The following is a 26,369-nucleotide window of genomic DNA, read 5'->3' on the forward strand; positions in this document are numbered from 1 at the left end:
TATCTGGTTCGCTATTTATTATACCAGAGAGGGCCGATGCCATCTCCATAAAAACATCAACGACCGGATGATGGGCATCTACATATCGGACGAGGAACGACGTCTACTCCTTCATCCTCATCAAGCGATCGTCGCCCGCCTTCGGCACGCCTCTCCCGTCCGTATTGTTCGTCAATACATACACATACCCGCCATGAACCTTCACGTCCCGGAGACGCCCTGCATGCTGCAGGACGGCATTTATCGACTTCGTCTCCGGTTCGTAGCGGAACAGCGCTTCTCCGCGCAAAGCAGCCACATAGACGGGACCGTTCCCGCCTATTGCAATTCCGGACGGGGCTATGGCTTCGCGACCTGTATGATACAAGGGCGGGAGCATCCCTTCACGCCTCTCGTCACCGATGACAAGCGGCCAACCGTAATTGGCGCCCGCCTGAATCCGATTCATTTCGTCGTGCCCTGCCGGCGAGCCCGAAGGCCCGTGCTCCGAAGCGTACATCGCCCCGTCTGACGTCCACGCAATCCCCTGCGAATTGCGATGTCCGTACGAGTACACATACGATTCGGGAAAAGGGTTATCTTTTGGAATTTGACCGTCCGGCGTCATCCGTAATATTTTTCCGGCCAAGCTGCTGAGGTCCTGCGCCAAATCAGGCACATTCGAATCTCCCGTCGTCACGTACAGCTGCTTGTCCGGACCGAGAGCCAATCTTCCCCCGTTATGGTTGAGCGAGCCCGGGATACGCTCCAGCAGCGCTTGCTGCTCCGTCCAACCGTCCGCGTTCTCCTTCAGAACGACGACCCGGTTCCAAACCGTCCCGTTATCCTTGTAAGTATGATAGGCGAAGGCCAGTTTACTCACGGTGAAGTCTGGGGCGAGCACGAAGCCGAGAAAACCGCCCTCTCCTTCCGAAAGAAGCGGCTTCCGGAGACGCACCTCTTGCCGCTTGACCGACGTTCCCTCGATCTTCGCGATCGTTCCTTCCCGCTCGCTGACATACATCGTACTCCCCTGAAAATCGAGCGCCCAAGGCGTCCGCAGCCCTTCAGCCAACACCTCGACCGAAGCGTTCTTCCCGCTCTCCCGCTCGGCCGATTCCGGCGTTTCCTTGTTTGCCGGTGTATCCGGAGGCTTGATCTTCCCTTGTGAACAAGCCGTCAACGATAACATAAATGTCAGCGAGAGCACCAGCAAGACGATCTCAAATTTGGACTTCACGCAATCCCCTCCTTCACGCAATTCCTTTTAATGGGTAAAATCGCAAAAAAGATCGCGCGCGTATCGCCCCATAGAGCGAACGCTGCTGCGATCTTTCTTCTCCTGTCTTGGCCGCAGCCTATTTCCGCGATAACAGGCATTCGTTCTTCTACGATTGCAAATTTTGCATCGCGGCATCAACCAGGGCGTCGAACAGCTCATCGTCTTCTTCCAGCCGCGATTCCACGACATAGATGTCTTCTTCCTTGCCCGAGCTTGCGGTAAAGCTTAAGCTGTAGGACCAATCGCGAGCGTTCTTGCTCTGGAGCGTCAGCTCGTAAGCGGATTGCTGTCCGGTCACCCCGAACACGACGCGTCCCAAATAACCGTCTTCCTTGGAATGCGTCATTGACGCTTCCGTAATATTCACTTCCATATCCATTCCCCTTTCTTCGTCGCGGCAAGCTCGCGCTCAGCTGTATGTTAGTGGTAAGTTCCGCCGGGATGCGCGAATTTATACCCGACCCCGTGCACATTGATAATATATCGAGGATTCGAAGGGTCCGGTTCGATCTTCTTGCGCAGGTTGCTGACATGTACGATAATCGTACGGGTGTCGTTGAAGCATTCCTGCCCCCAAATCTCGCGGAAGAGGTGCTCATGCGTGAACGTCTGCTCCGGCCGCGAAGCAAGATAATGCAGCAAGTCGAATTCCTTGCGGGAAAGCTGCACGTCTTGACCGTTTACCTTCACCACCCGGCTGGCCCGGTCGATGCGGATAGACCCGAACGCCAGTTTGGCCGAAGCCGATTCAGCCGTTTCGCCGCCCGTCATGAACGGTCTGCGCAGATGCGCGCGCACCCTGGCAATCAGCTCGTTAGGGGAGAAGGGCTTCGTTATATAATCGTCGCCGCCCAAGTTAAGCGCATGGATTTTGTCGGACTCTTCTTTCTTGCAGCTCAGAAACAGGATCGGAACCGACGATACCGCCCGCAGCTCCCGGCATATCTCGAAGCCGTCTTTTCCCGGCAGCAGCACGTCTAGAATGGCCAGATCCGGCTGCTCGGCTTCAGCCAACAGGACCGCATCCGTTCCATTACCCGCCCAAACGACGTCGTAGTCGTTCTTCTCCAAATAAAGACGGATTACATCCCGAATTTCGGGGTCATCTTCGACAATCATAATTTTTTGAGCCGACATGCCATCACCGTCCGAAACATAATCCCAAAGTCCCGCTGTTACTGTTTAGAATAGGCAAATAATGGCTGGCGGTCAAGCCTTTTCTGCCGGAAGCGAGAAGCAGATGATCGTACCTTGCCCCTTGGCTGTGTGCTCGATCCAAATACGCCCTCCGTGAACCTCGACGATCTCCCTGGCGATAGACAACCCGAGACCCTTGCCCCCCGTAACGGAATTGCGCGACTTGTTGCTCGTATAGAACCGGTCGAACACATACGGCAGATCGTCTTCGCCAATTCCTTCGCCCGTATCGAGGACGCGAACCTTCATTTCTGCACCGTTATCGATCATATCGACTTGGATCATGCCGCCGGACGGCGTAAATTTAATTGCGTTCGCCACCAGATTGCCGAACACCTGATGCAAGCGCTCCACGTCGACGTTTACAGTGGAAAATGTCCCCGCTTGCGCCGCCTCTCCGCGTATCGACAGCGTATAATGAATATCCGCGTTCCTCGCGTCCAGCTCATAGCGCTGGTACAGCCTCTCGATCAGACGTTCGGTCGTGAGCGGCTGCTTCTTGAATTCGACCTGCCTCGCCTCCAGCTGCGATAGCTGGAATAAATCTTCGATTAACCGGTCCATCCCGATCACTTTGCTGTGAATGATGCGCAAGTACCGCTCCCGCTGCTCCTCCGTATCGACCAGCCCGTCCAGGATCGCCTCCAGGTATCCTTGAATCGTCGTCAGCGGCGTGCCCAAATCGTGGGAAATGTTACTGATCAGATGACTGCGTGACGTCACCATCCGCGACAGCTCGCCATTCGTCAGAACCAACGCCTCGTAAGCCTGCTCTAAATCGCCGGTACGCTCCTTAATTTTCTCATAAAGCCCGCTGTTCATCTCCGTTAGCGCTGCGGACAGCTTCTCTTCGTTGACGTAAGCGCGTGAGAGCTTCATGGACAACAGCAACGACTGGGAGAAAATGAACACCAGCAGGCCAAACGCAGACATGCGTTCCGTCGTCTTCACCCACTCATGCGCGTACATCATATCGTTAATAATTGCAGCCGCCAGAATGAAGCAGGAGAACAGCAGGAGGCTGCCGCCTTCCCGGCGTCTTATGAACGCCAGCGTGACGGTTGACAGAATGTAGCAAATGCCGAGCACAACGAGCAATTGAAGCACCCACAACGCGCTTGTGAACAAGAACGGCGGCAGGGCGAGCAGCACGCCAGAATAAGCCAGCAGCGCGACGCAGAAGACCATGTTGACGGTCCGCGAGCTTTCCGAAGGATACAGGTTGGCGAAGAAGAGGATGAAGACCGGCAAGGACAGCGCCGCTGTCATATATTCGAGCACCAGCTCGAGCTCCCAGCTGAAGCCGGGGAACAGCTTGGTCATCACAATTTCGCCGAGCAGCATCATCCGCAGACTGAACAATAAACAGAAGATGCCGAAATATAGCGTGGACAGCTCTTTCGTCCGAACGGCGAACAGCCCCAGATGATACAGCCCCATGATGAGCAGGCTGCCGATCAGCAGCGTGTCGAAGCCGGCGGACAACTCCTTTTCCCGGCTCACCGACTGGAAGAGACCTAACTTGATGGGCTGGCGGATACCGCCTTTCTGGTGATCGTAGTTGGAGATTTGCACCACGATATCGAGCTCCGAGGCGAACCGGTCCGCAATCGTCAACTGCGGCACAAATTCCGGCCGGGACGTCTCTGCGTTCGTGCCGACTTGCCCGGCAGCCGCCGTCATGCGGCCGTTAATCCACAACCGGTAGGCTGTGTTGATCGTCGGTATGTCCAGCGCCAGCTCCTGCGCCTGCTCGGGTTCGGGCAGCAGGACGCGGAGGCGGTACGTGGCGTAACCTTCACCTTCGATCGAGCGGCCGCCCACAACCGTCCCGTTCCACGAACCGGGTACAGCGACATGAGTCAAGCTTGACCGCTCGCCGTCTTCAGAAGGGCTTGAGTCGTTGCTTGAGCCGGCGTGTGAGTCAGCGCTTGAGCCGGCCCGTGAGTCGGCGCTTGAATCCAGTCCTGCGCCGGGACTCGTACCCGGGCTTGTACCGGACTTCACGGCGAATTGATCCGGGTCGCGCAGCTCCTTCCAATAAAATTCCCACATCCCGTCTAAACGTACGGCTTGCCCGTCCTCCCAACGCCATTCACGAAGATCCAGCACGCCGTCCTTCGCAACCGGCGCCGAGCCGGAGAGGTTGAACAGAAGAGGGCTGAGCAAGCCCAGGCTAAGCATCAGCAGCGCGAATAGAACGAACGGCATGACACGCATATTCAAGTATCGGTTCACGGTTTTGCACCCTACTCCCGGGGATATTGAAATAGTTACGGATGCCGTCAAGGACGCCGGTCGCGAGCTTCTTCCGCGCAGCCGGATCGGATACCCGCTCGTCCTTGCTCCGCCTTACACATGGCTCGGCTGCTTCACCGTGACTGTATCCCAGTCGGTACGGTAGAAACGAATGCATAACGCCAACGCGATCAGCGTTAAGAATATATAGAGCGACAGCCACGCTCCGGTACTTCCAAGCTCCAGCGTGAAGGTCAGCACATAGGCAAGCGGGATGAACACAAGCCAATTGAGCACGAGCGACGCCCGCAGCAGGAACGTCGTATCGCCGAGTCCACGCAGCGCCCCGGCATAATAGTTCAACACCCCGTCGAACAGCTGCAAATACGCGGAGATCATCAGGAGGCGACCCGCCAACTCATAGACGGCCGGGTCGGACGCATACAGCCGGGCGATCGGCACCGCGAAGAAAAACTCGACCGTCCCCAGCACGAGCAGGAACAAACTGCCGAGCACGGCGACATCCGTACCCAACCGGCGCGCCAAGCGCGGCTGGCCACGGCCGATCTCTTGACCGACCAGGATCGTCGCCGTCGCCCCGAAAGCGAATGCCGGCATAAAGCCAAGCCCCATCACGTTCAGCGCGATCTCATTGGCCGCAAGCGCTTCGGTGCCCAGACGCGTAACGAACATGGTGAAGACGAACATCGCGAGCGACATCGCCATCTCCTGCATGCCCAGCTTTCCGCTTTCCACCAGCAGCAGCTTCGACTCGGCCCGCTCCAGCCGAATACGTCTGCGGGTCACAAACCTGCGATGCATCGGCACCAAGAACACATATGCGCTGCCGATCAGACTGAGCGCCTCTCCGATCAGAACGGCCAGCCCCGCTCCCCGAAGCCCAAGCTCCGGGAATCCCCAGTGCCCGTACGTCAACGTATAGGTAAAAAAGATCATCGAGCCGTTCGCCACAAGCGACATCACCATCGGTGTCCGCGTGTCGCCCACCCCGCGAAAAAATCCGTGCAGGACGAAGCTGACCGTAAAACACGCCACCGCAAACAACCTGAAACGCAAATAATCGGCGCCAGCCCCGACCAGCTCGGGCGAACCGCCCATCAAGCGGAGAATCGAGCCCGGCAGCAGCAGCCCGACGATAGCCGCCAGCAGAGCGACCGCCGAACCGACATATAAGGCCGTGTACGTGCGCCGTACCGCTTGATCCATTTGCCCGGCGCCGTAATTTTGCGCCACTAAATAATTGACCGAATGCCCGAAGCCCGAACATAGCGCCCAGGCGTTGTAGGCCACAATATTGGACACGCCGACCACCGCAATGACGAGCGCCCCCATGGGCCCCACCATTAATAAATTGATCGTACCGGTCACGGTACCCGACGCGAACGAAATAATGGAAGGGAGCGCCAGCCCCAGAATCACTTTCCAATGCTGCGTAAACTGCTGAAGCCAACTTTTCATATAGAAGTCCATTTCCTTTCCGTCTTCGCGTACATCTCCATTTTGCCTGAAAAACCGGAAAGGAACAAGGTCAAGTCTTACTGACGGATAAAAGACAGCGCAACGTCCAAGTCGCCGCTCTTGCCGTCTTGAAGCGCCAGATCGCTTTTTCCGTTGCCGTCGGCGTCGGCAATCCACAGCTTCGGCTCCGCGCCGGGCACTCCCCAAGGGCCGAACCCGGACAACAGCTTCCACCCTGCCTCATTCGTGCGCAAATACACCGTCCCCGTCATCGTCCGGCTATTCCAGCGGAACACATCCTCGAGCCCGTCCCCGTTATAATCGCCGAACCGCAGCTTCCCTTCCTCGTTCGGCAAGTCAAGACCGGCCCGGGCTGCCGTCCACTCGAGCTTTTGCGTATCCGGCTTAAACTCGATCCCTGCGGAAGCGCCGTCCTTAGCCGCGAACAACGTCCCGCCGCTCTCGCGTCTTGCCTGAAGCTCCGAACGCAGCTCGCTTCGCAGCTTGTAAGGCTTCAACGGCCTCATCTCGTCCTTATGGAGAAGCCAACCATACAGCTCCCGGCGCTCCTGAGTCAAACCGGCTACCAGCAGGTCGCCTCCGGCAAGCGGCAGCGTGTATAAGCTATCCCAAGCGCGTGCATCGATCGTCCAACTGCCGGACGGCTCGAACCGCCCGCCGCTGGCTGCATACCGCTCCAGCTTCCCGTTCGGATCGGCTTTCCAGACGCTGCACGGGCCCTTCTCGTCTCTGCCGCTGACCGCCGCCGCTGCCCCCTTCTTATAAGCCATACGTCCCCACTTCGCGGCCTGGCCCGGCTGCTCGTTCCGTACTCCCTGATACCTTCCCAACGTCACGGAGACGTCCCCATTGCGCTCATTCCAATCGATCCGGTCCACCTGCCCGTCGCCGTCCGCATCACCGAGCAGCAAGCGGGAGAGCGAACCATCAGCAGCCGTTACATGCTGAGCCGGGGTGAAAGGCACGTAATCTTGTATGGAATAAAAAGCATACCCTTTCGCCTTCAAGCCGGCTACGAGCTTCTGCAGCACGCTGACATTTTTATCGGGGTAGCGATATACCGGAAGCCCGTCCCGATACAGTTGATCGCCCTCTTCGTCGGTTACCGGTATCAGCGACTTGAACTCCAGGAACGGATGATAGAAGAACGAGCCAATGTTGTCCGATTTGCCAAGACGGTCCAGGATCACCCGCTCATCCTTGTTAGAAGGGATGTAATCAAAAGGCGTCGGCACGTAGGCCGCCCCCAAAGTCGATCCTTCATTTCTTCCATTCATATAAATAGCCGCAGGCGCGTTACGATGCGCTTGAACCTCGGACTGATACTGCAAGCCGAAGTACGAGCGAAACACTTCATCCTGCGCCGCTGTCGTATGATAGTGGGGCGCCTCCCAAAACTGCGGTGTAATGCCGGCATTGCGAAAAATAGCCAGCCCCTCCCGCATCCGCTCCTCGGCAAAAGCTTTCGTCTGCGTCTCCGCCACATCCGCCACGTCGAACTCGTTGCCGATACCGGATTCATGGTGCCCGTCATCCCTGCGGCTTTGTCCGACTTGATGCGTATAGCCATGCATGCCGACGATGGCTCCCGACGAAAGCGCATCCTTGACGACCTTTTGGAATGCCGCTACATACGGATGATCTGCTTGATCCAGTCTCACATCGTAAGCGGGGCCGTCCTTCGGGTAGTCGATCCATCTGGGAATTAGGGCGATATGATAGGCCACGTGCTGTTCCTGCAAATACTCAAGCACGGCCCGCAGCTTCCCGAGCTGGTCTATGGACCCGTACTGTCCTCCCGGTCCGACGTCCTCCAGACGGATCAGAACAAAGGGCGGAATGCGCGCCTCCCCTTGCACACCCGCCATATGGTAAGCGGTAAATACAGAACCTAGTAACAATATGGATACAAATAAGCGTAACCATGGCATCGTACGGAAAGTAAACACTCGGATGATAACCCCTCTCTGACTGCACCCATGCACGTAGTCGACAAGTTGCTCATATATAAACCGCTTCCACTGTTAACAATTCCTCTTTGAAACTAGTAACGCCCCAAATCTATTTCATAGATTAGATTGGTATATAGAAGCAGCCCGCAGGCATTCACCTGCGGGCATGGAATTATTTGTAAACGACCGACTAAAATCTAAAGAACTAGTCGAATCTATTATAATATAACTTTCATTCGGATGTAATCCGTCAGGAGGATAAAAAGATGGAAAACAATCTCCAATCTATAACTCAAGAATTATTGGATATTCGCCATAAATACGCCGGTATCGACGAAGGCTTTGCCGAACTCGAGCAGATGCTCGCCGCGATGGAAGAACGGATGTCGTCGCTGGAAAACCGCGTCTCCTTCTTAAGCCTGCGAGACTAAACTTCATTACAAACTTCTACCTGAGCTTCATCACCGCCACGGCCTCATGGCATGCACCCGGATCCTCCGGTAATCGGCCATCCACTGCCCGCCCTCATAGAGGACGGGTTTTACCAATTGCACACAGCGATCGGCCGCTTCCTCTTTCTCTTTTTCCGTCAAGCCTTCAAAGAACACACCGGCAAAAGCTTTCAACCAATGCCGCATCCCCTGCTCCCCATCGCTTAAGCGTGTGGGCCGATCATACAATTCCGCATACCCTACTTGAAAGCCCTGATTCTCCAATATCGAAGCATATTCGCCAATCGTCGGAAAATACCATGGGTCCCGCTCACCGGCGTCGATGCCATATGTCTTTACCGTATCACGGACCGCACAGAAAATAGTTTCCACATTCCCGGCTCCGCCGAATTCAGCCACAAACCGCCCCCCAGGCCGCAGAGCCAACCATACCGACTCCGCTACCTGCTCCGGACGCTTCATCCAATGCAGCGCCGCATTCGAGAATACCGCATCATAGGGCTGCTCGCCATCCTTCAACCGAAACGCTTGGCCATCCGCTTGCTCAAACCGTACACCGGGGTATTTACTCCGTGCCTTATCGATCATCTCTTGTGAATAATCGATCCCTACGCAATGCGCCCCCATCTGCGCAATCTCATAGGCCAAATCCCCCGTCCCGCAGCCCAGGTCCAGAATCCGCTCCCCCGCCTGCGCCTTCAACAACGCAATCAAACCTTTCCCCAGCTCCGACACAAACCCGATTTGCTTGTCATAGTGCTCGGCATTCCATTGCTGCCCGGCCGCCGGCTTCCCCGTTTTCTTGGTCATGGCTTTCAGCCCCTTCCTTTTTCTATATTATGAGGGATGGCAGGCTTATTGGGGAAATATATAAAAGCGATAGTCATTATTGCAATATCTTATTAATAAAATAAAAGCACCGTCCTCCCGCTAGAGAGAACGATGCGAAGTCAAGCTGATTAGATACCGTAAGACTGTTTAGCCAAAGACTTTGCCTGTTCATAGCTTGCCCGATATTCATCGGCCTTGGCGGTGCCATATTGGTACTCGCCCAATTTGGCTTCCATCGCAGAGATGATCGTATTAAAGCGGCTATCAAACTCGGCAAGCTTGGCTTCGGCTTGGGTTCTCAATTCCGCTTTCTTGGCAGCCTTCTCCTGCTCGTCTTCAATGTTACTGTACTGCGCAAGCAAGCCTAAGAAATACACCATCGCTTCCGATTGAAGGGCTTCGATCCGTGGTTTAAACTCATCGGCGATCGATTGTTCCGTCCTTGTCGTCGTAGCGCCGCCACCGCCGCCTCCGCCGCCCATCACCGGTGCTGCTGGTGCCGCCGGCTTCGGAGCTTCTGACGGCTTCGGAGCTTCTGCCGGCTTATCCTGTTCAGCCTTCGGCTTGTCCGCCGCCGGAACCTCGGCCTTAATCGTATAGCTCACCGCATCCCACTCGATCTTCCTGCCAACGGACTCCGAGAAGAAGCGAAGCGGCACATAGAGGCTGTTATCTACGAACAAGCCCGGCAGCTCTTCGCCGATTTCTTTCGTTTGGCCGTCGAAAATGTATTGGACTTTCTCTTGGTATACTGAAATGCTCGACGGCTTCAACTGGGAAGCGTCAAAGGAATCCCGCAATTTCCCGCCGCGCACCTTCGTATTGAGATTATACTCATCGATCTGCACTTTATCCGCAGCTTTCGGCTCTTCTACTGTGACCTTATATGTATCCCCGTCCCACTGGACGGCTTTGTTCAGAGAGTAAGAGATAAAGCGCAGCGGCACATATGTACTTCCTTCATAAATAAAGCCCTGCTGATCTTCCGGCGGAGCATATTGCTCCCCATCGAAGACGAATTGCAGCGGAACGTAGTAAACATCAACGTTTTGCGGGGTTTGCGCGGCGGAAGCGGTGTTTACTGCGCTTGCGAATAACATCGCGGCTAAGGAAAATAGTTTAATTTTATTCTTCACTGTGGTCACCTTTCTGTTACCTAGACTTAGGGTTGTTTGGGCTGATCTTGTTTGGTTGTATCTTGTTTGGTTGTATCTTGTTTGTTTGAAAGATCTTGTTTCTTCGAATCCGCGTAGTTTTTGCCTTGGCTTAAACCATACTTAGCGGCAATACCGATGAGCTGGTTGTATTCATCCTCGGATAGCTTATTGAGGATGATTTTTTTGGCTTCTTTTTTTTCTTCCAATGATAGGCCATTTGATGCCATTTGGGCAAATAGTTTTAGTTCGCTAGGACTAAGCTTGGATAAAAGCATGGAGGTTATCTTGGCTTTTTCGGCTATGGTGATTTCATCCTTCACTTTTTCCGCTTTCTCTTCTGATATAGTGGCTGAGTATTGGGTTGTATTGCCGTTCGGCTTCTCCTGGCTTTCAGCAGAACTTTTAGCAGCATCTGATGTTGCTTTGTTAGATCCTTTATCTTCCGTGATAGGACTGACTTCTGTTTTTTCATTTTGCGCAGAAGTCGATAAGGCACCATGATTTTCAGTAGAATTAGAGCTCTGAGTTGAAACGGAATTAGATTCCGGTACGACCTGATTGTCGCTATTCGTAGACTTATCGAGGTTGGGCTGCTTTTGTACTGTAGAGTCAGCCGATAGTGTATGTAAGGAACTTCCTCCGCTTATGCTATTCATAATAATCGAGAACGATTTATTCGCAATAAAGAACGCCGCTATAATAAGAACACCCAAACTAGCCAGAACGACCAAGAGTTTTTTCCTCATCCAATCACCCTATGTATAGTTAGTAGATCAGCTTTCCTCTATATAGTAACACGTATTGATGCTAGGTAATAGTATTGGAAGTGAGCATCCACTACTAACGTACTGGGTCTGTAAAATAAATCGTGTAACCTCTTAAACCGGGGAAAAATGGGCATACTTTTATCATAGAAAACCCGGTGGAGGTACGAAGACATGATCGAGAAGTTTTGGACCAAAAAGGATTTGCGTGAGTTTGTAAAAGAACACAACTTTCAATCGGTTGAACACATTCAAACAACCTTGAAGGAATTGTTTAAGGACGTACTTGAAGAGGCGCTCCAAGCTGAGTTGGATACGCAGCTAGCGTATGATCGTTACGATGCCAAAAGCAAAAAAACAAAGAACAGCCGCAATGGTTACAGCAAGAAAACCGTATCTTCGGAGTATGGGGACATTGAAATCCAAGTGCCTCGTGACCGCTTGGGCGAGTTTGATCCGGTTGTGGTGAAGAAGCATCAAACCAATGTCACAGGGATTGAAGACCAAATTGTGGCTCTCTATGCTAAGGGAGTAAGCACGCGAGATATTCAAGATCACCTGCTGAATCTGTATGGCGTTGAGGTTTCACCTACACTCATTTCAAACGTTACAAATAAAATTGTTCCCATCATTAAGGAATGGCAAAACCGGCCGCTACAAAACATCTACACGGTTGTCTTCTTGGACGCGATCCACTTTAAAGTAAAGCAGGACGGGCATATTGTAAACAAAGCGGCCTATATGGTCATTGGGATTGATCTGGAAGGCAATAAAGACGTACTCGGCATTTGGATTGGCGAGAATGAATCCGCCAAGTTCTGGCTCAGCGTACTGAATGATCTCAAGAATCGTGGAGTGCAGGACATTCTCATTGCCTGTGTAGACAACCTAACGGGCTTCACCCAGGCCATCTCTGCATGCTACCCGCAAACGGAGATTCAAAAATGTATCATTCATCAGATTCGAAACAGCACGCGATACGTATCCTACAAAGATCTCAAGAAGGTGACGGCTGACCTTAAACCCATTTACAAGGCGGCTACGGAAGAAGCTGCTCTGCTGGAGCTGGATCGTTTTGAAGAGACCTGGGGAAGTAAATATCCCCTGTTAGTGAAATCATGGAGGCAGAACTGGGATGAATTGTCGACTTTCTTCAAGTATCCTCCGGAACTTCGGAAGCTCATCTACACGACGAACATGATCGAAAGCTACCATCGGCAGCTTCGCAAAGTCACGAAAGGCAAGAGCATTTTTCCAACGGATGAATCGCTTTTAAAAATGTTATATCTTTCCACGATGGACGTACTAAAAAGGTGGACGGGCCGCGTGCAAAACTGGGGACAGATTTTGCTGCAACTCACGGTATACTATCCAGAACGCGTTCAAGTACGTTAAAAGCGGCTTTACTTGGAGGGGCAGGCATGATAGGCTGGATGCCGGTGCGAATTAGTCTTCAGCTATTCGCCCTTTCGCAAGGACATCATGCCTGCCGGAGGTTCCAAGTCAAGCCGCGGCTCACTGTTACTAGACTCGGGAAAGAGAGATTACACAAAATTATTGACAGACTCAACGTACTACTTGGAAACGGCTTTTCTTACAGCTTCTATTTCTTCCTTGGTGAATTTGGAATAGGCTATTCTTTTTAATTCAGCCTTTTTCTCAGCCGTTAACTCTCCGCTAGCCAGTTGTTTGATGTGCTTGATTTCAGAAACCGAAAATTTACTTATGGCAAATTTAACCGCTTGTTGCTTGTTTTCAAAACTTAGAACTTCCCGGCTCTCGCTATCATTTTTTGCGTTCGAATTCTTAATTTCTTCTTGCTTTGTGGAATTCTGTTCTTGAGGAATATTTTCTGTTTTGGACTCGGCAGCATCCAGCTTCAACTCCTTTGCCTTCTCACTAGCTGACTGTGTTGCAACTAACTGATCATTATTGTTAGTTAACCCCTCGACGTCAATGGAAATGTCTGAGTTCGTTAAATCACTGGGAAGCTCTTGCAGCAGTTTATTAGCTGCCAAGTCTACTAGATAATGATAACTGGCATAGCCACCAATGCTTAATAAGCTTATCGCAATTAACGATCCTATTAGCCACTTTTTCAAAATGTGTTCTCCTCTCAGCAAGCACATCGAAAGGTGATTTCTATTTAATTCTAGGGATTAAGCATTTCAATAACTACTTTTCAAAATGAAACCGAGTGAATAAAGAGCATTGATAGCATATTGATACAAACCATAGGTATAGATATTTTTATACCTTCCTCATAGTAGTTGTGAATGAACATCATCCACCAAATCCGCCGCTGTTACATCTATTTCATAGAATATAATTTCTTTATTTGTTATTATCTAAGCTTTCAGCTTTACCGCCGGTAACTAGTATGTTCATTAGATGGGACACCTCGCTTTAATTTTCATCAACGTGGATTACAAATATTTGCAGACTATTAAAAAACTTTACTTTTTGAAAATTTACAATATAACTCTTCATGTAGCTTAACTGTATTATTAATTGTAAATTTTTTCTCTACAAGGTCTCTTCCTTTTTGGGCCATATTTTTGGCATTCTGCAAATCATTTAGCATAAAATTAATTGCCTCTGCAATTTCATCTCCACTTTTAGGTGGAATTATTAATCCATTAACTTTATTAATAAGGACCTCTCTTATACTTCCAACATCAGTAGCTACAATTGGTATTCCAGCAGCTAATGCTTCAAGTGTGACCAACGCGAAACCCTCTTGGATAGACGGGAATACAAACAAGTCTGAAGCAGATAATATTTCTTTAACATCATTTCGTACCCCAGTAAATGTTACATACCTCTCTAAATCATTCTCCTTGACTTTATCTTTTAAAGTTTTGGAAAAATTTTCATTTAAGTTGCAATCACCAACTATTAAGAACTGAACATTAGGATTTTTTTTTAATACCTTAGGAATAGCATCTATAAGAAATTCTTGCCCCTTCTCTTTAACAATTCTTCCAACATTAGTTATTATCAAGCTGTTGCTATCAATTTTAAACTCTTCTAATATTGATGCCCTGTAAGACTTATTAGCTTTAAAACCATTAATATCTACTCCATTGTAGATGAGTTCAACTTTATTATTAGGTAATTTTAAATGTTCGCTGCCATACTTACTTACAGTTTGAGAAATAGCTATATATTTAGTTGTGATGATATTTAAAAACCTTTCGCGTAAAGGTGAATATCCACCCGTACTGTGTATTGTTGAAAAAACTACAGGCACTTTATTTATAGATGCTATTTTCCCATAAATGTCAGGGCTAGAACAGTGGGTATGAAGAATTTCAATACTATAATTAGTAAGAATTCCCCTTAATCTTATTATTGCTTTTAACCTTTCTGATCCACTTTTTTTATTTAATGAAAATGTTTTTATTCCGTATTCTTCTAATTCATTCCTAATTTCTGTTTCTTTATTATCTTTTGAATAACTTATACTACAAACAAAAATATTAAATCTATTTTTATTCAAATTTTTAGAGATATCATAGACTAGTTTTTCAGCACCAGCTATTGAGAAGCTATTAATTAAAAACATTATATTTATTTTTTTCATACATCCACCTTCTAACGATACATATTTAATTTTGATTTTTCGTATGGGTATTCAATTTCTATTTACATAATTATTCCTTCTTTTTGTAGTAAAAAGACTAATTATAAAGAAAATAATAGGAACAATTAGATACGCTCTAAACAACTTTGATACCCAACTACTTGCATGTATTCTTAACCCATCCAATAAAAATAATGGAAGCATAGCTGCATAAACTAGGATTAAAAGTAAAGAATTTTTAGATTTCATTAAGTTGTGAACATATGATATCAAATATCCATAAACTAGCATATGAAAAAAAACACCGGCTCCCCTAAAGTTAATATAGCCTTCTGCAATCGGAGAATACCCTTGCCCTCCACCCTCTGCTAATACCTCTGGATAAAACATCTCAAGTCTCCACATACTTGGATTGAAACTAAATTCGTTAAATAAATTACCGATAAAAGGGAAAATAGAACCAATAACCCCAACATATGTTTGACCGTATAAAAGAGGAGGAGTCCCGTATTGAATCATTTCAAGCATTGACATCGCAGGGTACTTAAATTCATTAGTGGCCCAAGGATATAAAAGATAGGGATTTTGCAATACTACATCCCATGTTCGAATAAAAGAATACACTAACCCTTGAGGGATGAAATATCTCGCTAATGCATAATATTGAGAGATTACAATGCCTATAATCAAAATAATTGCAAGCCTCTTCCCCGATAATCTTTTTACACTATAATTAAACAATACTCCCGCAAAGATTAAAGTGTAGACTATTGTGCTTCGTCCACCAATATATAAAAGTAATACACTATCAGAAATATATACACAAATCCCAAAGAGAATATACTTTAACGACTTCTCCCTTACTCCATGATATAAAAATAAAATAGCAGACAGTAGCAGCCACTCATGACCTCTTCCTATTATAAACGCACTATTAATAATCTGAAATCTGTCTCCACCATGTCCTATTTTAATAAGATTTATTAAACCTCCAAAAGCATGAATTTCTAAAGCAATAGAGGGTAAGGCAATTATGAATAAAACACACGCAGTTTTGTATAGTAAGTGCCTATCCCTTAAATAATCTAGATATAGTCCTTTTTCCATCTTTAAGTTAGATTTATGTTTGAGAAAAAAGCTTCCAAAGTATAACCCTAACTTTAACGCTATTAACCCTAACAATTGATAAAATAAATACAATGAATAAACATGCTCATCAAATTCATTGGCTAATATCGGACCCAAGGCATAGAACATATATAGAAATGGTATTAATATTGAAGGTGAAAAACCATCCTCCCTTAAACCTAATAATAAGCTTACAAAACCTTCTATGCCTAAAATTATAATAATAATAAACAATAAATGACCAGGATCAACAATACCATATATAGTTAATATAGAAACAAACAAGAAAGTGAAGCAAATTAACAAATATATTATTATAAGAATTAATGATTTTCTAGAATTTTTTAAATTCATGCTTTTCTCTCCAATTGCTTTATTCTAAAAAACAAATACATTTCACCTAAAACAGCAACTATAGCAAAAGCAAGACTAACTGAGACGGCAGTCTTAGGAATTAAAATTAGTAATACAGTTAATAAAAATAACCTCATAGAGTTATTTATTGCATCTATTTTTGGAATACCATAAGAGTGAATTAGAATATTAAAAAGACCAATATAAATCATTAAAATATGAGCTATACCAATAATCCAAAATAGGGGAATACTTTCCTTATAGACATCATCCAAGAAGTAGAAAATTATAATTGATACAATAGCCATTATAATAACCCCTAAGATTAAAACAATTGGGAAAAATTTCACTAACTTGACTTTGTATTTTTTACGCAGTTCATTAGTTTTTATAGATGATATGTCAGGCATTATTACAATTCTAATTGCATCATTAAGTAATGAAAAAACCACAACGAAAGTCATTGCACTGCTATATAATGCTACCTCTTTTTCTGAAGTATAAGCACCAAGAGTAAATTGAGGGAGTCTTAAAAGTAATATAAAACAAAAAGTTGAAAGAGCAACCCATATACTATAAGAAGATCCTACCGAGAAAAACTCTTTCCAATTTACTTTATAAAATTCTCTAAAAAAACTAAATAAGATACTACTTTTAATACCACCTAATAATAAGAGTACACTTAAAGGCAAAGCGAATAATGACAAAAAAGCCAAACTTACTTCAAACTTACCTAATATTAAGAATGATAGTATAAACATTAATCTTAAAAATCCATATATAAAAGTAAATTTTTTGAAATTGGTATAACTTTTTTGGGCTTGCTCTATAGACCGAACAGTTTGCCAAAGACTTAGTAAACCACCTGATAAAAAAGCTATATAAACTAGGTTTTCATATCCATTTAATACAGGTAGAAAAAAAATAGCTAAACTGGTTAAGGGGAAACTAACTAGTATGTTTACTAAACAGAGTATTATTTTCCAATAATAAGATACTTGCAAAAATTCAAATCTGTTATTATACTCTACAGTGTTAAAATATTTAACTATTGTAATACTTAACCCAAAGTCTAAAAACATCCCCCATAGCATAGTTATAGAAATAGCAATCCCAAAACTTGCGAAGTCACTTACACTAAGTAATTTGGCAGCTATAAAAATTATAAAAAAGCTTGTAGCTTGATTAAAAACATTTGCTAATAACACACCTGAAACAGCCCTTATTCCATTTGTATTAAATTGCTTTAATAATTTTCGGGAACTAGTTAATAGATTAATCAACATATTGACACCCTTCCAAATCTTATAACAAAATAAGGAACTTAGCTGTAATATACATAGCAACTTAAAAAAATTCTAAAACACCTGTTATATTTCGTCCCCATGACCTAATATAACAACCTGTATAAATTCAATCAAACCTACTTTATTAAGTATCATGATCATTCCATAAAACTATATACAAGGAAAATAGTTTTTCACATTTTATCGATCCTTATTTAAAGCAATAACATAAATACACTTGTTAAAATCCAAGTTACTATTTTAAAATTATTTTCACAATGTATCTTACCCAACTAGAGATACTCTTTATTGATTTACTTATAGATTAAGTAATATTTTTTTACTAAGTCCTCTTGGGCATAAGCCAAGTTTTGGGCTTTACTTTTTTCATCATTAATATTTTCGATTACACCAAGAACTTTTTCGAATAAATCTGATACAACCCTATTCTTAAAAGTAATCGTACCGAAAGGTCTCTCCACGATATCACTGGCAATAGTAGGAATTCCCGAATAAATTGCTTCTCTTATAGATAACGAATCACCATCAGTGTTCGTTGGCCTCAAGAAAATATCAATATATTCAAACAACGGCACTAAATCTACTTCTTTATTAATGAAAACAAAGTCTTTTTCTATTCCGTATTCAATGACACGTTTTTTCATCATATTAAAATACTCTAAATCACCAATTTGAGGTAACATAAAAATGAAACCAACCTTGTGTCCTTTTGAGCTTTTAATTTTTTTCATTAATTCGATACAAAGATCAATTCCATATAGGTCTTCATTATTATGAAATACAATTTTAAATGCATTCGCACATAGTAGAATTTCATGTGAAGTCATGAACTCCTCTATTTGTAAGGATTTTAAATAATCTCCATTTATCTTAGTACTTTCTTTTTCATAAGGAATAAAGGCAGGAAGTACCAAAATTTTTTGCAAAGCACTTTGATTATACTGCATTAAATCATCTCTAATCTTTTTATTCACTACAATTATATTATCTGAATTCTTAATAATAAATTTAATTAAACTTAATTTTCTTATACCTAGTTCTTTTTTGTCTAACCTTAAACTATGAATCGTTTGAATATATCTAACACGAAGAATTTTGCATACGATTATAATTATTACATTAAATTCTAATTTAAAAATATGATTATGGACAATAAAATGAGATGGTTTAAATAACGATAGAAAAAATAATTTAAAAAGTCTTAGTAATAATACCAACTTATTTTTTGATGTATCAATTATATATATATCATGTATATTCTCAAGCATAGAAATTAGTCTTGATATGTGAATTGAAACACCTCCAATTGGAGGTGGAATCGGCCCAATCATTATAATAGATTTTTTTGTATTCATACGTATAGCTCCAATCAATGCTCTAATTTCATCAGATTATTATTTTTATTTAACAGCTTAACCTTTTTAGTATTCAACAAGTCAAAAGTATCCATCATATTTTTAAGCAAAATCATTACGAATCCCCTCAAACAACATTCTATGATTTACAAAAGCATCCTTAATTACAGTATTCTTAATTTCACCTTTCAGTACCTTATTTATATACTCATACTCATTCTTTATACCTTTATCCTGTCTTAGCTTCATTTTCGTTTTCTTTATACTTCCGTATTGATTAATTTTAATATAATTATCCATCTCACAAACTTTACCATTTGAAAAAACACGCAACTGCTCTTTGGGATATTTTTTAGAACCCATTGAGGTATAAAGGATATTTCCAACTGCACCTGATTTAAATTTTAATGAAATTATGGCATTATCTTTCTTTGGATAAGCCTCGTTCTGTGCAAAACTTAAAGTCAAAGATAATAATTCACTCCCATCAAGATACTGAATGACATCAACAAAATGACATGCTTCCCCAACAATTCTTCCTCCTCCAACTTTTTCATCTTGGGTCCAGTGGTCTTCCGGAATATATCCTGCATTACAAATATAATCATAAACTGCAGGTATTGTATCCGTAGAAAGGTTCTTCTTTATCTGTTGGATAAGAGGTGCATGTCTACGATTCATACCACAGAATAGTTCGCCTTTTGAGGTTTTGTACACAGCTTCTATTTTATCGAGTTCATCAATCGTCAGACAAAGCGGTTTCTCACAATAGACATGCTTTCCTGCTTCAAGAGCTTCTATAATAAACTTAGCATGGCTGTTATGCTGGGTGGAAATTACTATCAAATCAATTTCATTGTCAGTTAGTAATTTGGTATAATCATTGGTAACATAGTCAAAAGGGAATACATGCTTAGCCTGTGCTGAGCCGATTCCACCTGTAGTAGCTAAAGCTTTTAAGTAATATAGTCCAGTTTCTTTCATTATGGGTAATAATGTATTCTTGGAAAAGTTTCCCGCACCTATTAAACCAACAGAAATTAACTTTTTATCTATTACATTCTTGGCACTATAGATAGTATTTTCCCACTTTGATTCACTTTGAGAGTACTTTAATAAAATGCCGATATAACTCTCGTTCTTTTTATTAGTGGTTATCATTTCATAAGCTTCATCAGCTTTTTCAAACTCTATCACATGCGTAATCAGATCTGAAAAATCTGCTCTTTTCTCTATAATTAATCGCATAAACTCTTCAATATTACGCCCTTCTGTAAAACGAACGTGACCAATTGGATAGTCTATTCCCTTTTCTTCGTAATTAGAATCATACCTTCCTGGACCGTAAGAACGAGCAATCGTAAATGTTAACTCTTTTTCGTAATATGGACGTCTGTCAATATTCATTTGAGTTACACCAATCATACAAATAGTACCTCTATCACGAGCAATTGCTGCCGCTAAATCCATTGGTGCATTACTATTAGCTGCAGCAGTAATGATAATTTTATCTACGCCTCTACCTTTTGTAAGAGATTTTGTTATATCTTCAGCATTTTCGTTAGTAGAGTTAACAAAGGCCTTAAGATTTGTTGCTGGTAGTGATTTATCAACAACATCATATCCAATGACATTACAGCCATAAGCATCCAATATACGAGATGTGATATGACCTAAAAGTCCAAGTCCAATCACAGCCACCGTCTCGCCTGGAACAACTTGGGCTTGATGAATACCTTGCAACGCTATACCACCTAATGCACACAAAGCTCCCTGGCGATAATCTGAAAACTCTTTTGGAATTTTTGCTATAAGGTTCTTATTTACACGATTAACTTCACTATGATAGGCTTGTCCTGCCATAGCTACTATATCTCCCATTTCAACTTCTGTTACACCACGCCCACAAGCTATAACTTTACCTACAGCTGAGTATCCCATCGGCATTGGTTCATTAAGACGTGTAAATGCAGCATCAAGTGTAGTCAAAAAACCATCTGTTGACATTTTCTCTGTGACCTTTTTTACTTGATCTGGTCTTTCCAAAGCTTTTTGAATCAGATTTTTACCACCAAAGGAAGTAAGTCCTCTCTCTGTGCCAGCACTAATAACTGAATAGTAAGTTTCAACTATTACATGATTATCCTTAACTGTAGGGTGTGGTGTATCTATCAATTTAACAGTACCGTCATTTACCATTAAAAATAATTGTTTCAATTCCATAACCTCTTTTCTTCAGCATATTTCAAGTTGTTATTTATCTTCTAAAGTTTTGTAGTACCACACTCCAGTATATCAGCTATCTTCTTACTAGCTAACCATATGGATTGCTTGCCTGACTCATTTTTCCATACTCTGCTTTATCTTCAAGTAACAATTTAAGAGTCTGGTAAATAACTTCCTCATCAATTCCAACAAATTCCAAGGTACCAGCTGATACGCCTTCTGGCTGTTCTGTTGTATCACGCATAACAAGAGCAGGCTTACCAAGGCTTGGGTGTTTCTCCTGTATGCCACCGCTATCAGTCATTATTAGATATGATCTTGAAAGAAAGTGACCATCAGGAATTTATAAGTAGAAACATGCTAAAGCTCTTACAAATGGAAGTATCGCCATGAACTAAAACTAAATCCGGCTTTACTTCTTCTAAGACTTTTTTCATTTTTTCAAGAATATTAACAGTTACATAAAATAGTGTTTATTTCGCCTTCATAATAGATAAATTATAATCTGGTACAAATTAAATGCATTCAAGACTTGATCTAACATTTCTCTAGTTGACCTGTAACACAACAGTATCCAATTTATCTCTAGTTTTTAGTTCTTTCACTAAAGGACACAGCTTAATAGCTTCTGGCATCCTTCCAAATGTCACCATTACTTTATCAACCAACTTCACATTATAATTTATATGAACCTTCAAAGTCACAGATGTTTTTGGTATCAAGAACAAGTTTGTTCTTAACAAGATCCATATAGTTTTTAATATGATCATGTCCCACCATAATAACAAGGATCTCTATCTCATTTAAAAAGTCTTCAAAGTTCATAAATTGATGGTCTACAATTCTTCTCTTTACAAATGGATCAAATACTTTTACTCCAAAGGCTAAGTGTTCGTCCATTCTTTCTAACAATTGGAGTGTAGGGCTTTCTCTTGTATCATCGACATTTTCTTTATACGTTAATCCATAAAGACCAACTTTTGATATATCTTTTATACCGTGTTCTCTCATAATATCTCTGATTCGTCCTAGTACATGTCTAGGCATAGAATCATTGATTTTTCGGGCCGTTAGAATAAGATTGGTTAGATCTGGATAGTCTCCAACCAAGAACCATGGGTCAACTGAAATACAATGACCTCCAACACCTGGACCGGGTTGTAATATATTGACTCGTGGATGTTTATTTGCAATTTTAATAATCTCATATACATCCATATTATCGGTACGACAAATTTTAGCTAATTCATTAGCAAAAGCAATATTGATATCTCGATAAGTATTCTCTACAACCTTAGACATTTCCGCTGTTCTAATATCCGTCACCACGATTTCTGCCTTACAGAAATTCGTATATAACCCTTTAACTTTCTCACCAATTTCCGGATTATCTGCACCTATCGTTCTTGAATTGTGTTCAAGTTCATAGATCATATTCCCTGGAATAATTCTTTCTGGAGCATGTAACAAGTGTACATCTTCCCCAATAACATAACCTCTTCTTTCTATTTCAGGGCGAATATATTTATCAATTGTACCCGGTGAAATTGTTGATTCAATAATTAATGCTGCTCCTTTTTCACAGACATCAAGAACGCTATTTACTGCTGAAATAACATATTTCGGGTCAAGTTTCTTACTCTCTTGGATATAAGGTGTTGGAACTGCAAGGATATAAGTATGTGTTTTCTGATATTCCGTTGTAAATTCAATTCCGTATGAAAGAGCTTCTTGGAAAAGTTCCTCTAACCCCTCTTCTTCAAAAGTAAGCCTGCCTTCTGTTAATGAGGTTACTAGATTAGCATTGTTATCGGTTCCTACTACCTTAATCCCACTTTTTGCAAACATAAGAGCTGTGGGTAAGCCTATATAACCAAGTCCAACAATATTGATCATTTAAATACCTTCCTTTCAGCTTTTCCATCCAGCACTCTTCATCTTAGTTTTATATTAAATTTCATACTGCACTTTTTCTCAGTCATAGATCTTCTAACCGATACACAGTTTATTTCGTCTTTTTTTAAGTAGTATAAACTCCGATAGACTTTATTTACTTCTACATCCCCATCCGTTGTTATGTTACATATAAGCTGACCTTCATCGTACAGTTCAAATCCTGTTGCAATTATTTTGACATCACACGGGGTGTGAAAATAAAACTCGCAATACTCTCCATCACCAATAACATCATCAGTAATCAAATAACCCTGATCAGTTTTTTCAATGTTTCTGCTATGTTCATAGCCGTTCTTTGAAATCATAGTCCCTCTAAAATTAGTATTTCCACAACCTACACCTTCACGCTTTGTCCAATCTGTCACCAAAAATGCACCTTTTTTATTCATTTGCTCAATACCAGAAACTTTTACAGTATTATGACCTATAGTAGAAGAAAGTGCTTTACCAAGGTCACTAGCATAAGAATAAGTGCCATTGTCACAGAGAACATTAATTCCTTTATGCCATAAATCTATATGCTGTTGATCCATGTGGGCAGGTCTTGACTTAAAATTTTGCAGACAAATCATCAAAAAACCACTGTCATGACGAAGGGTATAAAATCCAGAAATATCGAAAATCGATGTTTTCCGCTCTATGTCTTCGAGTGGTAGTTCTGTGTTTCTCCCAAACCATAATAGTTCTTCATCATAATCATCAACTTCATAAAGTCTTTTTCCCTCAATTAATGCATACACCGTGTTCAAGACTGGACGAAAATCACGGTAACCACATGATGTTACCGGAAATATAAGTGCTCCATCATTTGAACCATAGTTTGGCACATCTCCGTTATCATTCTGAACTTGGTACAATAAACGAACACTATTTTTTATTCTATCTTTTTCAGTAATGTACAACTGAGTTTTTTCGCTGATTTTATAAACACACTCAATAATCTGAAGGGTGAATCTATGATAATTAAATGAGTATTGTGCAAAACCACCATCCGGTAAAAACTGATTTATGATCTCTTTATCGAGTAATTCATAGGCCTTTTTGACAGCGAGATCATTATCACAACACCAAGCACCAACAATTAATCCACAAATCTCTGAAAATGTATGATTGTTTTTGATACATTTATGGGCATAAAAAAAGTTTGATAAAACCTTCCTATAGCTTACTTCAACTAGTTTTGTTACGTTCTCTTGATCATCCTTTGATATAATTCCGCAATCCTTAAATACCGTATAAGCCATAAGTGCATTTACCATTCGAAGGGTACATTCTTGCCCACATTTAAAGTTAGCACCATATGGATAAGGGTTACTTTCTAACCAATCCTCTAGTTGGATTGAAAATGCATCATAGTATTTCTTATCATCGGTTAACAAATATGCTCTAACAAAATAAAAGAAGTGTGTAAATCGAGATGCCTCCCAAACAACTTTTATATCCCCTAATTCTGCATCAAAATCTGGTATCTGATACCATTTATCATCTTTTCTACTTTCAACTCCTGTTAACGGATTCAAATGCCAGTTAATTGGGCTTCCATAATCTAGTTCAATTGAAGAAAAACCAGTAACAACCCCATTAATGGCTTTATCAGCTCTAGAAATTATTTCTGTTTTTTTCTCTTCAGATAATTCCCTTAAGAAGGCTCTAATCGAAGAAACATCAAATTCGAATATGTCAATTCTTTTAACATTCACATTTTTTTCATAAAATTTTTCCGTAGCAGGAATTGCGGACATCATTTTTAGTTTGGCTGAATACAGTGCACGATTGATTGTCCACTTTAAACCATATTCAGTTAATAGCGATTCAATTATTTTTATCATGAAATTAAATTCTCCATTACTGCAATCAATTTTTTCGTTAATACTTTATAGTCAAAATCTTTCGCACCATTCTTAGCGTTTTCACTCATCTTATTGTATGTTTCTTTTGGCATTTCATAAATGCGCATAACAGCTTTTGCCAAATCTTCAGGAGTATCTTTTTCTAATGACAACCCACATTTATGTTTTTCTAGTGGACAATAACCCATTTTAACAGTCGATATAATTGGTTTTCCTGATGCCATATATTCAAACAGCTTGTTTGAACTATTCCCTCTTGACCAATTATATCTTGTTTGGGAATAGTTCAATATATTAACTGAGGACTTGCTTAGTACATAAGGTATATATTTTTTATCTATATATCCCTTCATTTTGACATTACTTAACCCTTCGTCAATAACACGCTTCTTTAGAGCTTCTAATTGATTACCATCTCCATAAATCAAGAATTGGATGTTTTCATGTTCTTTTAACAACTTAGCGGCATCAAGGATATTTCCTACATTGTTAATCGGACGTATCGCCCCCGTATAAACAACATTAAACTTACCTTCCAGTAAGTTTTGATCTTGTAAGACATTATTTTCAATCTGCAGATTAAACGCATCGATATCTACACCATTATTTATGTAATGGCACTTATTTAAGTCAATATCTCCACCTTGTTCTGTGGTCCACTTTCTATCCTTTAGATAGTCCGTATCTCCCTCTTTCAGAAATATTAATGCGTCTGCTTTCTTATAAATCCAATGTTCCCCAACAATGAACAACTTTCCTAGGATACTACTTTCTTTCGTTTTTCCAAATGCAAATATCGCCTCGGGCCATAAATCTCGAATCTCACTAACGCAAGGAACGTTGAATTTTTTTGAAACTTTGATTCCAGCAATCATTGCTAAAGGATGAGGGGACGACGCAATAATTAAATCAGGCTTGCCAAATTTATCAGAATATTTTTTTGCTACACTAAATAAGTGTTTATAATAAGCCGCCATGTTTTTTACTCTTGCCAAGGTGTTTTTGGCTGAGGAAGGCGTTTTTACAAATACAAAAGTAACATCTGAGTGATCTTCTACGACATATGGAGTACTATCATTAATTAAATTAATGTCTGAAAAATGAAGGTATGATGCTGCAAAGACAGTGGTCTTATAATTTTCATCGTTCATGTTTATCGCAAAGTTGTACGGTCTTGTAAAGCCATTCATTGTTGGTGGGGTTGCATAATGATGAAAAACCCAAATATTCTTATAATCTTTATTGTCCACCATAA

At 42.7% G+C, this 26,369-nt stretch carries 20 protein-coding genes and 1 pseudogene; 2 read left to right on the forward strand and 19 right to left on the reverse strand.

Annotation, left to right across the window (positions count from 1 at the left end; all coding sequences use genetic code 11):
* Nucleotides 1-103 precede the first annotated feature (103 nt).
* From ACZ439_RS06940 to ACZ439_RS06965, 6 genes are all read right to left on the reverse strand, one after another.
* Nucleotides 104-1,219: a PQQ-dependent sugar dehydrogenase gene (locus ACZ439_RS06940; RefSeq protein WP_464620799.1), complete on the reverse strand. Its 1,116-nt coding sequence runs from the start codon at nt 1,217-1,219 to the stop codon at nt 104-106.
* Between the two features lie 148 nt (nt 1,220-1,367).
* Nucleotides 1,368-1,634 carry a hypothetical protein gene (locus tag ACZ439_RS06945; RefSeq protein WP_054797558.1) on the reverse strand — a complete coding sequence of 89 codons (267 nt, stop codon included), beginning with the start codon at nt 1,632-1,634 and terminating at the stop codon, nt 1,368-1,370.
* A 47-nt stretch (nt 1,635-1,681) separates the two neighbouring features.
* Nucleotides 1,682-2,398 carry a response regulator transcription factor gene (locus ACZ439_RS06950; RefSeq protein ID WP_127610394.1) on the reverse strand — a complete coding sequence of 239 codons (717 nt, stop codon included), beginning with the start codon at nt 2,396-2,398 and terminating at the stop codon, nt 1,682-1,684.
* 72 nt (nt 2,399-2,470) lie between these two features.
* A complete protein-coding gene (locus tag ACZ439_RS06955) occupies nt 2,471-4,696 on the reverse strand; it encodes a sensor histidine kinase (RefSeq protein WP_258313435.1) in 2,226 nt (741 codons plus the stop codon).
* Nucleotides 4,697-4,810: 114 nt separating this feature from the next.
* The gene (locus ACZ439_RS06960) at nt 4,811-6,175 is read right to left on the reverse strand and encodes an MATE family efflux transporter (protein WP_141335164.1); all 1,365 of its coding nucleotides are present in this window, start codon (nt 6,173-6,175) and stop codon (nt 4,811-4,813) included.
* A 77-nt stretch (nt 6,176-6,252) separates the two neighbouring features.
* Nucleotides 6,253-8,145 (reverse strand): DUF2334 domain-containing protein, encoded by a 1,893-nt coding sequence (locus ACZ439_RS06965; RefSeq protein ID WP_464620800.1) that lies wholly within the window; start codon nt 8,143-8,145, stop codon nt 6,253-6,255.
* A gap of 269 nt (nt 8,146-8,414) precedes the next feature.
* Here ACZ439_RS06965 and ACZ439_RS06970 point away from each other — a divergent pair, with 269 nt between their 5' ends.
* A complete protein-coding gene (locus tag ACZ439_RS06970; RefSeq protein ID WP_155614492.1) occupies nt 8,415-8,579 on the forward strand; it encodes a hypothetical protein in 165 nt (54 codons plus the stop codon).
* A gap of 30 nt (nt 8,580-8,609) precedes the next feature.
* Here ACZ439_RS06970 and ACZ439_RS06975 read toward each other — a convergent pair whose 3' ends face one another.
* The 3 genes from ACZ439_RS06975 to ACZ439_RS06985 form a co-directional block, all read right to left on the reverse strand.
* Nucleotides 8,610-9,410 carry a class I SAM-dependent methyltransferase gene (locus ACZ439_RS06975; RefSeq protein ID WP_054797555.1) on the reverse strand — a complete coding sequence of 267 codons (801 nt, stop codon included), beginning with the start codon at nt 9,408-9,410 and terminating at the stop codon, nt 8,610-8,612.
* Between the two features lie 149 nt (nt 9,411-9,559).
* On the reverse strand, nt 9,560-10,567 hold the full coding sequence (locus tag ACZ439_RS06980) for a copper amine oxidase N-terminal domain-containing protein (protein ID WP_054797556.1): 1,008 nt from the start codon (nt 10,565-10,567) through the stop codon (nt 9,560-9,562).
* 26 nt (nt 10,568-10,593) lie between these two features.
* Nucleotides 10,594-11,334 carry a hypothetical protein gene (locus ACZ439_RS06985; protein WP_464620801.1) on the reverse strand — a complete coding sequence of 247 codons (741 nt, stop codon included), beginning with the start codon at nt 11,332-11,334 and terminating at the stop codon, nt 10,594-10,596.
* A 192-nt stretch (nt 11,335-11,526) separates the two neighbouring features.
* Here ACZ439_RS06985 and ACZ439_RS06990 point away from each other — a divergent pair, with 192 nt between their 5' ends.
* Nucleotides 11,527-12,747 (forward strand): IS256 family transposase, encoded by a 1,221-nt coding sequence (locus tag ACZ439_RS06990; RefSeq protein ID WP_127608444.1) that lies wholly within the window; start codon nt 11,527-11,529, stop codon nt 12,745-12,747.
* Between the two features lie 179 nt (nt 12,748-12,926).
* Here the strand turns inward: ACZ439_RS06990 and ACZ439_RS06995 are convergent, their stop codons facing one another.
* From ACZ439_RS06995 to ACZ439_RS07040, 10 genes and pseudogenes are all read right to left on the reverse strand, one after another.
* Nucleotides 12,927-13,454: a hypothetical protein gene (locus tag ACZ439_RS06995; RefSeq protein WP_464620802.1), complete on the reverse strand. Its 528-nt coding sequence runs from the start codon at nt 13,452-13,454 to the stop codon at nt 12,927-12,929.
* A gap of 344 nt (nt 13,455-13,798) precedes the next feature.
* Nucleotides 13,799-14,938 carry a glycosyltransferase gene (locus ACZ439_RS07000; RefSeq protein ID WP_464620803.1) on the reverse strand — a complete coding sequence of 380 codons (1,140 nt, stop codon included), beginning with the start codon at nt 14,936-14,938 and terminating at the stop codon, nt 13,799-13,801.
* 51 nt (nt 14,939-14,989) lie between these two features.
* Nucleotides 14,990-16,420, reverse strand: a complete 1,431-nt coding sequence (gene wzy / locus ACZ439_RS07005; protein WP_464620804.1) for an O-antigen polysaccharide polymerase Wzy — start codon at nt 16,418-16,420, stop codon at nt 14,990-14,992.
* Nucleotides 16,417-17,706, reverse strand: a complete 1,290-nt coding sequence (locus ACZ439_RS07010; protein ID WP_464620805.1) for an oligosaccharide flippase family protein — start codon at nt 17,704-17,706, stop codon at nt 16,417-16,419. Before ACZ439_RS07010 ends, wzy begins: the two co-directional genes overlap by 4 nt.
* A 314-nt stretch (nt 17,707-18,020) precedes the next feature.
* Nucleotides 18,021-19,082 (reverse strand): glycosyltransferase, encoded by a 1,062-nt coding sequence (locus ACZ439_RS07015; RefSeq protein WP_464620806.1) that lies wholly within the window; start codon nt 19,080-19,082, stop codon nt 18,021-18,023.
* A 102-nt stretch (nt 19,083-19,184) separates the two neighbouring features.
* The gene (locus ACZ439_RS07020) at nt 19,185-21,299 is read right to left on the reverse strand and encodes a bi-domain-containing oxidoreductase (protein ID WP_464620807.1); all 2,115 of its coding nucleotides are present in this window, start codon (nt 21,297-21,299) and stop codon (nt 19,185-19,187) included.
* Between the two features lie 97 nt (nt 21,300-21,396).
* A pseudogene (locus ACZ439_RS07025) lies at nt 21,397-21,618 on the reverse strand (UDP-N-acetylglucosamine 2-epimerase); the annotation flags it as partial.
* 365 nt (nt 21,619-21,983) lie between these two features.
* Nucleotides 21,984-23,204, reverse strand: a complete 1,221-nt coding sequence (locus tag ACZ439_RS07030) for a nucleotide sugar dehydrogenase (protein WP_464620808.1) — start codon at nt 23,202-23,204, stop codon at nt 21,984-21,986.
* Between the two features lie 38 nt (nt 23,205-23,242).
* Entirely contained in the window at nt 23,243-25,093 is a 1,851-nt protein-coding gene (locus tag ACZ439_RS07035) for a heparinase II/III family protein (protein ID WP_464620809.1), read from the reverse strand.
* The gene (locus ACZ439_RS07040; protein WP_464620810.1) at nt 25,090-26,367 is read right to left on the reverse strand and encodes a glycosyltransferase family 4 protein; all 1,278 of its coding nucleotides are present in this window, start codon (nt 26,365-26,367) and stop codon (nt 25,090-25,092) included. Before ACZ439_RS07040 ends, ACZ439_RS07035 begins: the two co-directional genes overlap by 4 nt.
* Nucleotides 26,368-26,369: the final 2 nt, after the last annotated feature.

It is taken from the genome of Paenibacillus sp. JCM 9796 (assembly GCF_055379675.1).